The 12936-nt window shown below is 64.7% G+C and carries 12 protein-coding genes; 8 read left to right on the top strand and 4 right to left on the bottom strand.

Features of this window, described 5'->3' with window-relative positions; translation table 11 throughout:
• Positions 1-123 precede the first annotated feature (123 nt).
• Complete coding sequence (locus tag AC1RQK_RS31485; RefSeq protein ID WP_492375162.1) at positions 124-648, top strand: TetR/AcrR family transcriptional regulator; 525 nt, start codon at positions 124-126, stop codon at positions 646-648.
• 94 nt (positions 649-742) lie between these two features.
• Here the strand turns inward: AC1RQK_RS31485 and AC1RQK_RS31480 are convergent, their stop codons facing one another.
• Positions 743-1384 (bottom strand): 4-carboxy-4-hydroxy-2-oxoadipate aldolase/oxaloacetate decarboxylase, encoded by a 642-nt coding sequence (locus tag AC1RQK_RS31480; protein ID WP_492813267.1) that lies wholly within the window; start codon positions 1382-1384, stop codon positions 743-745.
• A 420-nt stretch (positions 1385-1804) separates the two neighbouring features.
• On the opposite strand from AC1RQK_RS31480, the gene AC1RQK_RS31475 reads away from it, so the two are divergent.
• The 3 genes from AC1RQK_RS31475 (at position 1805) to AC1RQK_RS31465 (ending at position 4549) form a co-directional block, all read left to right on the top strand.
• Positions 1805-2518, top strand: a complete 714-nt coding sequence (locus AC1RQK_RS31475; RefSeq protein ID WP_174425346.1) for a GntR family transcriptional regulator — start codon at positions 1805-1807, stop codon at positions 2516-2518.
• 138 nt (positions 2519-2656) lie between these two features.
• Positions 2657-3517, top strand: coding sequence for an NAD(P)-dependent oxidoreductase (locus AC1RQK_RS31470; RefSeq protein ID WP_492813265.1), 861 nt, complete (start codon positions 2657-2659; stop codon positions 3515-3517).
• Between the two features lie 51 nt (positions 3518-3568).
• Positions 3569-4549, top strand: a complete 981-nt coding sequence (locus AC1RQK_RS31465) for a Bug family tripartite tricarboxylate transporter substrate binding protein (protein WP_492375166.1) — start codon at positions 3569-3571, stop codon at positions 4547-4549.
• Positions 4550-4570: 21 nt separating this feature from the next.
• Here AC1RQK_RS31465 and AC1RQK_RS31460 read toward each other — a convergent pair whose 3' ends face one another.
• Positions 4571-5485 (bottom strand): LysR family transcriptional regulator, encoded by a 915-nt coding sequence (locus tag AC1RQK_RS31460; protein ID WP_492813263.1) that lies wholly within the window; start codon positions 5483-5485, stop codon positions 4571-4573.
• Positions 5486-5686: 201 nt separating this feature from the next.
• On the opposite strand from AC1RQK_RS31460, the gene AC1RQK_RS31455 reads away from it, so the two are divergent.
• On the top strand, positions 5687-6649 hold the full coding sequence (locus AC1RQK_RS31455) for a hydroxymethylglutaryl-CoA lyase (RefSeq protein ID WP_492813261.1): 963 nt from the start codon (positions 5687-5689) through the stop codon (positions 6647-6649).
• A gap of 181 nt (positions 6650-6830) precedes the next feature.
• Here the strand turns inward: AC1RQK_RS31455 and AC1RQK_RS31450 are convergent, their stop codons facing one another.
• Positions 6831-7280 (bottom strand): heavy metal-responsive transcriptional regulator, encoded by a 450-nt coding sequence (locus AC1RQK_RS31450; RefSeq protein WP_492375169.1) that lies wholly within the window; start codon positions 7278-7280, stop codon positions 6831-6833.
• Between the two features lie 121 nt (positions 7281-7401).
• On the opposite strand from AC1RQK_RS31450, the gene AC1RQK_RS31445 reads away from it, so the two are divergent.
• Positions 7402-8319, top strand: a complete 918-nt coding sequence (locus AC1RQK_RS31445; RefSeq protein WP_492813259.1) for an MBL fold metallo-hydrolase — start codon at positions 7402-7404, stop codon at positions 8317-8319.
• A 56-nt stretch (positions 8320-8375) separates the two neighbouring features.
• On the opposite strand, the gene pdxR is transcribed toward AC1RQK_RS31445, so the two are convergent.
• Positions 8376-9878, bottom strand: coding sequence for a MocR-like pyridoxine biosynthesis transcription factor PdxR (gene pdxR / locus AC1RQK_RS31440; protein WP_492813257.1), 1503 nt, complete (start codon positions 9876-9878; stop codon positions 8376-8378).
• 307 nt (positions 9879-10185) lie between these two features.
• Here pdxR and AC1RQK_RS31435 point away from each other — a divergent pair, with 307 nt between their 5' ends.
• Together AC1RQK_RS31435 and ggt are read left to right on the top strand one after the other, a co-directional pair.
• Positions 10186-11034, top strand: a complete 849-nt coding sequence (locus AC1RQK_RS31435; RefSeq protein WP_492813255.1) for a MurR/RpiR family transcriptional regulator — start codon at positions 10186-10188, stop codon at positions 11032-11034.
• Between the two features lie 29 nt (positions 11035-11063).
• Positions 11064-12929, top strand: coding sequence for a gamma-glutamyltransferase (gene ggt / locus AC1RQK_RS31430; RefSeq protein ID WP_492813253.1), 1866 nt, complete (start codon positions 11064-11066; stop codon positions 12927-12929).
• Positions 12930-12936: the final 7 nt, after the last annotated feature.

The following is a 12936-nucleotide window of genomic DNA, read 5'->3' as shown; positions in this document are numbered from 1 at the left end:
TACATAACTGCATTGAAGGAGGGAAGTACAATCCTCACCATATTTATTGGAGGCACTATGCCAAAAGGCACGGGGACAAGTTCCGCAGCCCCTCGCAACCAACTTACGCCGGAAGACTGGATCATGGCTGCCCGCAATCTGCTGGTCAGCCGCAGCGTAGACGCAGTGCGCGTCGAAGTGCTGGCCAAGGAACTGGAAGTCACGCGCGGCAGCTTTTACTGGCACTTCAAGGATCGTGAAGACCTGCTGCAGCGCATGCTGACCGCATGGCGCGATGAGGCCACCGAGCAGATCATCTACCGCTTCGAGCGCCGCGGGCTGCCGCCCCGGGAGCTGGTCCGGGATCTGCTCGCGTTGCCGTTCCGGGGTACCGCCGCGCAGGAAGCGGCGTCAACCGAGCTTGCCATCCGCGCCTGGGCCCGCCGGGAAGAGCGGGTACGCCAGGTGCTCGACGAGGTGGATGCCAAGCGCCTGTCCTATATCTCGCAGTGCTTCAGCGCACTCGGGTTCGACATCCCCGAGGCGCGCGCCAGGGCGTTCGCACTATACAGTTATGAATTGTCGGAGTCCCTCCTTTCCCACCAGGGTACCGCGGCGCAGAAGGAAGAGCGCAGGGCCTGCATCGAGCGCCTGCTGCTAGCGCCTTGAATCGCAAAAAGGGGCACAACTGTGCCCCTGTCCGGGACGCTTTGCTGCCCCGGGTTGCTGCCGCATACTTGCCGCCGTGCGGCACTACCTGCCGTCAAACCAGCCCGTAGCGCTGCAACGTATCCCCCAGCCCGAGCAGCTCGACCATCGTCTTGCCCTTCTCCAGCTCTTCGCGGATCTTCGCTTCCTTCAGCTCCCGGTCGGCGCTCCTGGCAATCACGCTGTCTACCTCGTTTGCATCGACCACCACCAGGCCGTCGCGGTCGCCCACGATGATGTCGCCGGGATTCACCAGCACGTCGCCAAGGCTCACCGGCACGTTCACGCGGCCTGGCTGATGCTTGTTGGTGCCTTTGATCGACAGCCCCCGGCAGAAAACCGGGAAGCCCATCTCGATGATGGCGTTGCCGTCGCGTACCGAACCGTTGACCACAAGCCCGGCCAGGCCGAGCTTCTGCGCGGCGAGCGTCAGCAGGTCGCCCCATGGGCCGGCTTCGAGAAAGCCCTTGGCATCGACCACCAGCACGTCGCCCGGCCTGGTCTTGGTCAGCGCGTAGTGAATCATCAGGTTGTCGCTGGGACGCAGGTCCACCGTCACAGCCGGCCCGGCCATGCGCAAGGTGGGGTCCAGCGGCTTGAGGCCAACGTCGACCGCGCCCTTCTGCCCTTGCGCCTCGTGAATCGTGGCCGCGCCGAGCGCCTTCAGGCGCGTGATCTGTTCCGGGGAGATGATCATGGCTTTCCTTTCGTTTCCTTTGGTGTCTTGAAGTAGAGGGGCTCTTGCGGCCGCCTGCTTGCCCGCTCGCGCCTGCAGCGCGCTTGCGATCTCCGAATAATACAAAAAAAGTACAATAATATGCAAGGAAAGGATTGGACAAAGAAAATACAGCCAAAAAAATCAGAATCCGCTCCGCGCGCAGCAAGGATGGATACAAATTGAATACATAAAGCAACAAAAGGTGCGTCAACCGCCTCACCAAAACGACGGCCATTCCTGCCCGCCTCCTCCAAGGGCGTTTTCCGGCACCGACATGCGGTCTGATACGATTGCCGCCGCGCATGGTGTGCACGCTTGCGCGCAAATTGCATCCCCGTCGCGCCGAGGACATCGCGCGCCGCCCGGCATGGGCACGCCCCGGAAAGAACAAAGCCAGCTATGAAAAAAGGAAGCGAACAGACCTACGAGCAGCTGAAAAAGCGCATCGTGGCAGGTCACTACACGGCGGGCACACAGCTGAAGGAAGAACACATCGCCGAGGAAATGGGCGTCAGCAGGACGCCCGTGCGGGCCGCGCTCAAGCGCCTGATCGACGACGGGCTGGCCGTGGCGCAGACCGGCCGCGGCGTGTTTGTCGCGGGCTGGACGCGCTGGGACATCGAGGAGATGTTCAGCCTGCGCTCGCTGCTGGAGCCGTACGCGGCCAGGCTTGCCGCCGAGCGGGCGGATGCGCAGACCATCACCGCGCTCAAGGCTTGCAACGCGCGCATGGCGGCCGTGATCGAAGCCGGCGCCAAAGGGGATGACGCCATCGCGGAAATACAGGCGGCGAACAGCGCCTTTCACCGCCTGCTGCTGGAGGCATCCGGCTCCAACCGCCTGAAGTCCATGCTGGAGACGATGATCGACATGCCGGTCATCGTCCGCTCGTTCTTCCTCTATGAACTCGATGACCTCAGGCGCAGCCTGCATCATCACCAGGACATCGTGCTGGCGATGGAGCTGCACAACGGCGAGCTGGCCGCGCAGCTTATGTCGGTCCACCTCCATATCTCCAACCAGCGCTTCATGAGTCGCCGCCTGGACTCGGCGCCGGCGGGGTTGCAGCACGATGCCGACGCCGGCGACGAAGCCGCCGACAAAACAAATTGAGTACAAATCTGACGTGACCCCGCGAAAAAGTCGCAAGATAGGTCAAGAATTTAGAGGTATACCCGCAGGTTAGTTATTTCAGATTGTTGAGACTGTTTTTTTTATGTACTCTTGGCCGAAATCAGCCAGGAGATAGTCTTGAACATCGCAATCATTGGCCTGGGGGAAGTCGGCCGTTGCTACGCCACCGCCCTGGCAAGCCTGCCGGGCGTGCAGCTCCACCTCTGCGACACCCACCTCTCCCCCGCGGGCAAGGCACTCGCCACCGCCCGGGGCCTTCCCGTCCATGCGGCAATCGGCCCCTGGCTCGCCTCGGCCGACTGGGTCTTGTCCTGCGTATTCGGATCGGCTGCGCTGGCCGTGGCGGGCAACTGCCATGCGCACATGAAAGCAGGCGCAAGCTACGCGGACCTGACGACCGCCAGCCCCGAGGACAAACGCGAGGCCACCGCCGCGGCATCCGCAGCCGGGCTCGCGTATGTCGACGTGGCCGTGATGGGCGCCATCTCGCTGTCGCTGCATCGCACCCCGCTGCTGTGCGCCGGCGCATCCGCAGCCGAATTCTGCAAGCTGGTCAACGCGGCCGGCGGCAAGGCCGAAGCCGTGGAAGGCGGCGTGGCCGGTGATGCGATCTCGCTGAAGATCCTGCGCAGCGTCTTCACCAAGGGCATGGAAGCCCTGTCCGTGGAGCTGCTGATGGCCGCCGAGAAGCAAGGCGTGCGCGACAAGCTCTATGGCGTGCTGCGCGACATCGATGAAGCACCGCTGGCCGGCTTTATCGACATGCTGGTCCGCACCCACACCATCCATGCCAAGCGCCGCACGCACGAGGTGCTGGAAGCGCAAAAGGAACTTGCACGCGCCGGGCTTCCCTCACTGGTCCTGCCCGGTGTCGAAGCGCGCTTCAAGGCCACGGCCGCGGCGCTGGATGCGCATCCCATCCAGGACAACCCCACGATCCAGGACGCGCTTGGCTGGCTGCTGTCCAACCAGCCATAGCCAGCCTCCTCGCTTCGCCCGAATCCGCTTTCAAAATAAAAAGGAGACACCATGCACAAACTCGCCCATGCATTGCTGGCGGCAGCCATTGTTTTGCCCGCCATCGCGGCCACGCCCGCGCTGGCCTCGGACACCTATCCCGGCAAGCCGATCCGGATGATCGTGGGCTTCCCGCCCGGGGGCTCGGCCGACATCAACGCGCGCATCGTCGCGCAGGGCCTCGGCAAGCAGCTGTCCACGTCCGTCGTGCCGGACAACAAGCCCGGCGCCGGCGGCAACATCGCGGCAACGGAGGCCAAGCGCGCCACGGCCGATGGCTACACCATCTTCTACAGCACCTCCGCCGTGGTGCTGGCCCCGGCGCTGTACCAGAACGTGCAATTCGATACGTTCGCGGATTTCGTGCCGGTCTCGCTCACCGCCATCGTGCCGCTGGTCCTGGTCACCACGCCAGGCCTGCCGGTGAAGAACGTGCATGAACTGGTGGCCTACGCCAAGGCAAACCCCGGCAAGCTGAACTACGCGTCATCCGGTGCTGGCGCCTTGCTCCATCTCGGCGGCGCGCTCTTTGCCAAGGAAACCGGCATCCAGGTGACCCATGTCGCCTACAAGGGCAGCGCGCCGGCGATCACCGACCTGATCGCGGGCTCGACGCAGTTCATGTTCCTGCCGCTGAGCGACGCCCAGCCGCTGATCAAGGGCGGCAAGCTGAAAGCCCTGGCCATCACCAGCGCCAAGCGCTCGACGCTGCTGCCGGAGATCCCGACGATCAAGGAAGCGAGCGGCATGAGCTCGCTGGAAATGGGCGCGTGGCAGGGCATCCTGGTGCCCAAAGGAACGCCGGAGCCCATCGTCAAGCAACTGCGGGAGGCGACCGACAGGACATTGAAAGATGAGGCGGTGCGCGCCAAGCTGATCGCCCAGGGATCCGACATTCTTGGCGGCACGCCCCAGCAATACACGGCCTACATGAAGAGCGAGGCCACGCGCTGGGGCCAGATCATCAAGGAGTCTGGCGCCAAGGTGGAATAGGCCTGCCCGGCGGGGATCCGGTCAGGGCAGACCAGCCTGCCGCAGATGCTCCCCGAGAAGCCGCGCGGCGGTTGATAAGGGCACGCCCGAGCGCGTTGCCAGCAGAAGCCGCCGGCTGGCCCAAGCGTCCGACAAGCCGACCATATGCAGCCCCAGCGCCTTGGCCTGGGCGCGGCACACGGCTTGCGGCAGGACGCCTACGCCAAGGTCGGCCGCAATCATCTGGCACATCGCGTCGAAGCTGCGGACCTGGATACGAAGCCGAAGCGGCCGCCCGGCCTGCTCCGCCGCGCGCGAGGTCAACTCCAGCAACGCACTGCCGCGATTGAGCCCGACCATGTCGTACTCCAGGCAGCTCGCAAAATCGACGCGCCGCTTGCGCGCAAGGGGATGGCGGCGCGAGCACAGCAGCACCAGCGTGTCGGTCTGGAAATCGCTGATGTCCAGGCCATCCGTGGGCGTGCCTTCCGAGAACACGCCGATATCCGCCAGGCCGTCCACCAGCGCGCGGGCGATATCGCCGCTGAGTTGTTCCTCGACTTCCACATGAACCCCCGCATGCTGCGCCAGGAAGGTGGCGAGCCTGGCGGGCAGGAACTCCGTCAGGGCGGACATGTTGGCCCACAGCCGCACATGGCCCAGCAAGCCGCGTGAATGGTCCTGCAGCTCCGCGCTGAAGCGCTCGAAACCCTGGAACAGGCGCATGGCATGCTGCATGGCCATATGGCCCACGGGCGTGAGCGTCACCCCCTTGGACGTACGCTCCAGCAACTGGAAGCCCGTGGTTTCCTCGAAATCCGACAAGCGCCGGCTAGCCGCCGACAAGGCCAGGTGGCAGGCAGCCGCGCCTTGCGTGATGCTGCCGGTCTGCACGACCGCGCAGAACAAGCGCAGCGTCACGAAATCTACTCGGGCGGGATTGAGGGGCCAGGTCATTGGCGCATTCTAGCGCGGGTCCTTCGCGTTTTGCGAAGCCGGATTGTGGAGATCGCAATTCCGCCGACGGCGCCGCGCCCATAGAGTGGCGGGGACGGCCCGACCCGTGACGGCGGCACCACGGCTTGGCAAACACAACCAGGATCAAGCCGCCGGTGGCTGCCCGGCGCGTCATCCGCAACCCGCAAAAGGAGCGCAAGCATGCATCACGGCCAAGGCATCCGCCTGGAGTTCAATGAAGTGGCGACCCGCGACGGTTTCCAGATGGAGTGCGATTTCATCGAGACGGATGACAAGGTCGCCCTGCTCGATGCGCTGAGCGGGCTGGGCTTCGCCAAGATCGAAGTCACGTCGTTCACGTCGCCCAAGGCCATCCCGGCGCTCAAGGATGCCGAGGCGGTCATGCACCGTATCCGGCGCGCGCCCGGCGTGGTGTACACCGCGCTGGTGCCGAACGTGCGCGGCGCGCAGCGCGCGCTGGAGTCCGCCACCGAGGAGTTCAACCTCGTCATGTCGGTGAGCGCGACCCACAACCTGGCCAACCTGCGCATGACGCAAGAGCAATCGTTGGGCCAGTTGCAGGACGTGATCGCGCTCGGCATGCAACGCGGCGTGCGGGTGAACGTCTCGCTGTCCTGCGTATTCGGCTGCCCGATGGAAGGCGAGATCGCGGCGGAAGCTGTCCTTGGATGGGTCGCCCGCTTTGCCGGGCTGGGCGTGCACGGCATCACGCTGTGCGACACCACCGGCATGGCGTACCCCAACCAGGTGCAGGCCCTGTGCGAGGCCGTGCAGGCACGCTTTCCCAAGCTCGAATTCACCGCCCATTTCCACAACACGCGCGGCATGGGGCTGGTCAATGCGGTGGCTGCCGTGCAAGCCGGCATCCGCCGCTTCGACACGTCGCTTGGCGGCATCGGCGGCTGCCCCTACGCGCCCGGCGCCACCGGCAACGTCGCCACCGAGGACATGGTGCATCTGTTCGACTGCATGGGCTATGACACGGGCATGGACCTGCCCGGCTTGCTCGGCGCTGCCGCCACCCTGCGCCAGCTGCTCCGGCGCGATCTGCCCGCGCAGGTATCGCAGGCCGGCCCGCGCTTGACGCGGCACGCCCCGCCGGCGGATTTCGAGGACATCCGCCAGCGTGCGCTGGCACGCTGAAGCCACGCCGGATATTGACGTCCCGGCCGGCCTGCAGCACCCGGCAACGCGCGTGCACTTCCTTGCCCTCAACACCACGACCACTACCGCGACCGCTGATGGTGGGTCGTGTGGTCGGAACATGAGAACCATCGAGAAGTTCATCGCGAGAGTCAAGGAGAACGCGCCTTGTCCGACGGTGTCATCGCTTGCCGGGGCGCGGTGAGATTCTCTTCTCCGTATGCAACTTGTCCTTATGGATCACGGGAACTTTAGTCGCGGATGCCATGGTGACCGGAGCCCCCGGAGGACAAGATAAGGAGTTGGCCGTTGCGACCAACTCCTTTCTCAAGGACTGAAGCGCCTTGATATGGGCATCGATTTGTCCGATCTTGGCGCTCAAGCGTTGCTCTATCTCGGCCCGGCCAAACCTGCCGCCAATCAATTGCGGGATGATTTCCCGAATCTCGGCAAGCGAGAACCCGAGCGTTTGCGCGCTACGGATGAATTGAATGTGCCGAACGGCCTGGGTGTCGTATGAACGATAGCCATTGCCCAGCCGAGCGGGCGGCGCCAACAGTCCCACCTTTTCGTAGTGACGCAGGGTATCTGTAGTCGTGCCAACTGCCTTCGCCAACTCGCTGATGTTCACCTGTGGCCCCCGTCAAACGCGACGTCCCTGATTTGTCTTGACCTTGGAGTCTACACCAAGGTTTAAGGTGCGCGTGGGATGCACTCCACAGGATCCCGGAACCATCGACAAAGGTGACGCCATGTTTCGTATGCTTGTTCTTCTACTGCTGTCTGCTATTGCCATGCCCGCCATCGCCGACAATGGCTCGGCACCAGGCAGCCCATCGACTTCGGGCCAACCCAAGGTAGCTTTTGCGATCATCAGAACCGCGGAGCTATCCGTTACCGAGGCCTTGGTCTACTCCGGCGGGAGCTTCACGCGCAAGGTGAGCAGTAACTTCTCCGCGTTCCTGGTGAAACACGGCACTGACACGCTGCTGTTCGACGCAGGGCTGGGCTCGAAGGTGGCCGATCAATATCGGCAAGATATGCCTTGGTGGCAAAGCCTGTTTTTCAAGTACGAGAATCCGGTGACCCCGGTGATCGACCAGCTATTGCGCGCCGGCATGGAACCCGTTCAAACGATTATCCTGAGCCACAGTCACTGGGATCATGCCAGCGGCATTAGCGACTTCCCGAATGCCACGGTGCTGGTGCATCCCGCGGAGCTGTCGGTGATCAGGCGCCCTTCCGCTGGCGTCGGCGGCAGCTGGCCCTCGCAAGTCAGCGCGCAATCGATCAAATGGAAAAGCTTGGCATTCGAACCGGTGTCATACAAAGGGTTCGCGAACAGCCGGGATCTCTATGGAGACGGCACGGTCGTGCTCGTTCCTCTTCTCGGTCATACCCCCGGTTCGATCGGCATGTTCATCTCTGTCGACTCCGGTGCACAGTACTTCCTGGTGGGCGATGCAGTCTGGAATGCGAAGGCATTGAAGCTTGGCAGCCCGAAGTTCTGGGCAGCACGTTGGTTGGTGGATGGCGACATTGAACAAACCCAGGATGCCGTGGATCAGATTCGCGCGCTGGCGGGCAGGCATCCGGATATTGTCGTGGTTCCGGCGCACGATGGGCCGGTACAGACGTCACTGGGATACTTCCCAGCCTGGGTGGAATGAGGTGACGTTCAGGCCGGCGCCTTCCCCATTCCGGGCAGACTCTCCTGACGCCTGCATCAGGCGCTGCTGACCGACTCGATGGCCAACGCCAGCTTGGCCACCGCAGGCCCGATCTCCTCCTCGCTGACCCCGCCGTAGCCCAGCACCAGGCCGTTGCGCGAGCGCCGGGGATCCGCGTAGTAGGACGACAGCGGGCGCGCCACGATCCCGTGGGCAAGCGCGGCGCGCGATACCCGGTGATCGTCCGCGCGGCGCAGCAGGACGGTCAGATGCAGCCCGGTATCGGTGCCGACGATATCGATCTCGCCGTCAAGCCGGCGCTGCAATGCCTGGGTGAGAAGCGCCTGGCGCTCGCCATAGATCTTGCGCATGCGCCGGATATGGGCGGCGTAGTGCCCGTCCGCGATAAACAGCGCCAGCGCGGTCTGGATCTGCAACTGCCCGCCGCGATACAACTCGGAGTGCGCTACGGCGAAGGCATCCACCAGTGACGGCGGCAGGATCAGGAAGCCGAGCCGCAGGCCGGGGTACAGCACCTTGGAAAAGCTGCCCACGTAGATGGTGTTGCGATGGGGATCGAGGCCCTGCAGCGACGGCTGGGGCGCGCCGTGGTAGCGGAACTCGCTGTCGTAGTCGTCCTCGATGATCCAGGCGCCGTAGCGATGCGCCAGCTCCGTGAGCAAACGTCGGCGTGCCAGGCTCATTACCACGCCGCTGGGGTACTGGTGCGACGGGGTGACGAAGATGAGCTTGGGCGCGGTCTGCGGCGCAACGGGGGGCTGCATGCCCTGCGCGTCGACCGGCACCGCCTCGACCTTCAGGCCTGCGGCGCGAAACACGCTGCGCGCGCCCCAGTAGCCCGGGTCTTCCACCCACACCACATCGCCCGGATCGGCGAGCAAGCGGGCGCACAGATCGATGGCCTGGTGGCTGCCCTGCGTCACCACGATCTGCTCGGGCGAGCAGTCGACGCCGCGTGCGAGCGCCAGGTATTGCGCCAGCGCGCGCTTGAGCGGCGGACAGCCATGCCGCGTCCCATAGCCCAGTTGTTCCTGGCAGGCGGTTTTCCAGACCTGGGTGATCAGGCGCTGCCATGTCGCGCGCGGAAACTGCCTGACATCCGGAATGCCTAGCACGAACGAGCCCACCTGCCGGTCCGATGCGCCGGCGCCATCGAGCAGCTCGCGGGCTCTTGCGGACAGGCGCGATGCCTCGCGCGGCGGCGCGATCTCACTCGCCTGGCTCAAGTCGAGCACGCGCTCGCGCAGCGCGGGATCGGGCGGTGCCTTGCCGACGTAGGTGCCACTGCCGCCCTGTGTCAGCGTATAGCCCTCTTCGGTGAGGCGCTCATACGCATACAGGACCGTGTTGCGGGCGATGCTCAGGCCTTTGGCAACCTCGCGGGTCGGCGGCAGGCGCGTACCGGCCGACAACTGGCCAGCAAGGATCGCACCGCGGATGTCGTCGAACAACTGCCGGTTCAAGGGGAGGCCCGATCGGTCGGGTTGCGCCCAGTGACTGCGCCCGAGAAGCCAGTCGATCAGTGGCGTCTCTTTCAAAGTCTTCGCTCCCTCTGCTCGTTGAGCCCCGACTCTTGGCTACTGACATCATGATGCGTTCGGCTCTTTGTAACATACGCTACAAAAAAACCTAAGGGCTGAGCCGGGTGCTTCACTGACAAACAATACACGCCGCGTCCGTCGGGAGAAACCGAGGGTTTCTACGCGGTTTTTGCCGAGCGACCCAAATGATATTCTCCGATTTGTTTCACGTTATGTAATGTTCATTACGTCATACTGCCGCACCGCATAGTGACCGGGCAGTCCCTTTTCGGAGAGCGGCTTGGCCAGGTTATCAATCAGGGAGATGCTGACAGACCAGGCCGCCGGCTTCACCACGTCAGAGCTGAAGGTAGTGGAAACGCTGCTCGCCAGCTACCCAAGTGCCGCGCTGACCTCCATCTCGAACCTCGCGGGGCAAGCCGGGGTCAGCGATCCGACGGTGTACCGGCTGGTCGTGAAGCTGGGATTCGACGGTTACCCGTCATTTCAGCGAGCACTCCTGGCAGAGGTTGACGAGGCAATGAATTCGCCGCTCTCCCGGCTCGGCGCGCTGGGCGACACAGCACTCGGAGAAGACTTCCAGAAGGGTTCGCTGGCAAGCCTGGCGATGTCGGTCGAGCGCGTGGCGCAGCACGCTTCGCCGGAGGACTTCAACACCGCCGTCGAGTTGCTTGGCAATGCGCGGTCCGCCGTGTTCTGCACCGGCGGACGATCGAGCTTGTTCCTGGCCTCGCGGCTCGCGTCGCACCTGACGCATATCCGGCCCAAGGTCCGTCTCGTCGAGCCTGCCCTGGAGCGGGCGAACGAGGTACTGGTCGACATCGGGCCAAACGATGCGCTGGTCGTTTTCGACTACCGCCGCTATCAGAAAAGCGTCATCGACTTTGCCGCCGCGGCGCATCGCCAGGGCGCCAGAATCATCCTGTTTACCGACGAGTGGAAGTCGCCGATTGCCGGCTTCGCCACAGCCACGCTAAGCAGCTTTGTGCAGACCGGCTCGCCGTTCGATACCAAGGTACCCGCGCTGGCGCAATGCGAGACCTTGATTGCCGCCCTCATTGCCCGCTTCCCGGAGGAGGCAAGGCGCCGGCTCGAAGCCATCGAGGCCATACGCAGCTCTGCCACCCCCGAGGGGGCAAGCATCGATTTCTAGAATGCCTTTCCTTTCAGGAGAATAATGAAATGACCACTCAGCAGTTTTCATTGATACGCCGGGGCAGCCCGCTGGCGTTGGCGCTCGCCCTGCTAAGCGCATGCTCGACGCAGACCGGGGTGTCCTCGACACCGCCGGCCACAACCGCTCCCACGTCAACTGCCCTGCCCGCGGCACCGGAAGTCTCGTCCGGCTACCGGCCGGGCATGACGACCACTTACGCCGACAAGCACATGGCCGCGGCCGCCAATCCCCTGGCCACCGAAGCCGGCCGCAAGATCCTGCGCGCGGGCGGCACGGCCATCGATGCGGCCGTTGCCATGCAGGCTGTGCTGACGCTGGTTGAGCCGCAGGCCACCGGCATCGGCGGCGGCGCCTTCATCATGTACTGGGACGGCAAGCGCGTGCAGGCTTATGACGGCCGCGAGACCGCGCCCGCCGGCGCCGGCGAGAATCTCTTCATGCGCCCCGACGGCAAACCCATGAGCTTCAGCGAAGGGCAGATCGGCGGGCGCTCGGTGGGCACCCCCGGCGTGCTGCGCGCGCTGGAACTGGCGCACCGCCAGCATGGCAAGCTGCCCTGGGCCAAGCTGTTCGAGCCGGCCATCGCGCTGGCAGAGCAGGGGTTCCCGATTTCGCCGCGCCTTTATACGCAGATCGCCGCCGACAAGTTCCTCCCGGCCTCGCCCGAGATGGCAGCCTACTTCCTGACGCCGGACGGCAAGCCCAGGCCGGTCGGCACCATGCTGAAGAATCCGGCGCTGGCCAAGACGCTGCGCGAGATCGCGCACCGCGGGCCAAACGTGCTCTATACCGGCCCGATTGCCAGCGAGATCGTCAAGCAGGTCAACGGCAGCGCCAACCCGGGCTCGCTCTCGCTGGCTGACCTGAAGGACTACCGCGCCAAGGAGCGCGCGCCCATTTGCAGCGACTACAAGCGCTGGAAAATCTGCGGCATGCCGCCGCCTTCGTCAGGCGGCATCGCGATCGCGCAGATGCTCGGCTCCTTGCAAGCGCTGGAAGCCAGGAACCCGAAATACGCGCTCGCCGCGCTCAAGCCGAAACAGGTCGCAACGCCTGCCGGTGTCGAGCCGGGCATCGACGCCGTGCACGCCATTTCCGAGGCCGGGCGCCTGGCCTATGCGGACCGCGGCCTCTATGTGGCAGACTCGGATTTCGTGCCAGTCAATGTGGCGGGGCTGCTGAGCCGTGACTACCTGGCAAGCCGCGCTAGCCTGATCGGCGAGGAAAGCATGGACAAGGCGGAGGCCGGCGTGCCACCCGGAGTCACCGTCGCGCTGGCGCCGGACCGCTCGCCACCGCGCGTGTCCACCTCGCAGATCGTCGCGGTGGATGACACCGGCGGCGCGATTTCCATGACCACCACCGTCGAGAGCTATTTCGGCTCGCACCTGATGGTGCGCGGCTTCGTGCTGAACAACCAGCTCACCGACTTCTCCTTCGTGCCGAGCGAGAACGGCAAGCCCGTCGCCAACCGCGTGCAGCCCGGCAAGCGCCCGCGCTCGTCGATGGCGCCCACGCTGGTGTTCGAGCGCGACAGCGGCAAGCTGGTCGCAACCGTGGGTTCGCCCGGCGGCTCGCAGATCATCGAGTACGTGTCCAAGACGCTGGTGGGCCTGCTGGACTGGAACATGGACGTGCAGGCGGCCATCAACATGCCCAACTTCGGCAGCCGCAACGGGCCAACGGAACTGGAAGCCGGCCTGGTCAGCCCGGCCCTGGTGCAAGGCCTGAAAGACCGTGGGCATGAGGTCGCGCAGATCGAGATGACCAGCGGCACGCAGGCCATCATGCGCCGCCAGCGCCCCGATGGCACGTGGGCCTGGGCCGGCGGCGCCGACCCGCGCCGCGAGGGAGTGGCATTGGGAGATTGAGCGCGGT

The sequence above is a fragment of the Cupriavidus sp. GW822-FHT02D05 genome (genome assembly GCF_058802485.1).
Note: the sequence above shows the minus strand (reverse complement) of the source record. Positions and strands in the feature narration are given on the sequence as shown.

Coding starts and splice junctions, on each gene's coding strand:
- AC1RQK_RS31475 (WP_174425346.1), top strand. CDS start 1,805: ATGAAAAAAGGAAGCGAACAGACCTACGAGCAGCTGAAAAAGCGCATC.
- AC1RQK_RS31455 (WP_492813261.1), top strand. CDS start 5,687: ATGCATCACGGCCAAGGCATCCGCCTGGAGTTCAATGAAGTGGCGACC.
- ggt (WP_492813253.1), top strand. CDS start 11,064: ATGACCACTCAGCAGTTTTCATTGATACGCCGGGGCAGCCCGCTGGCG.
- AC1RQK_RS31460 (WP_492813263.1), bottom strand. CDS start 5,485: ATGACCTGGCCCCTCAATCCCGCCCGAGTAGATTTCGTGACGCTGCGC.
- AC1RQK_RS31465 (WP_492375166.1), top strand. CDS start 3,569: ATGCACAAACTCGCCCATGCATTGCTGGCGGCAGCCATTGTTTTGCCC.
- AC1RQK_RS31485 (WP_492375162.1), top strand. CDS start 124: ATGGCTGCCCGCAATCTGCTGGTCAGCCGCAGCGTAGACGCAGTGCGC.
- AC1RQK_RS31435 (WP_492813255.1), top strand. CDS start 10,186: ATGCTGACAGACCAGGCCGCCGGCTTCACCACGTCAGAGCTGAAGGTA.
- AC1RQK_RS31445 (WP_492813259.1), top strand. CDS start 7,402: ATGTTTCGTATGCTTGTTCTTCTACTGCTGTCTGCTATTGCCATGCCC.
- AC1RQK_RS31480 (WP_492813267.1), bottom strand. CDS start 1,384: ATGATCATCTCCCCGGAACAGATCACGCGCCTGAAGGCGCTCGGCGCG.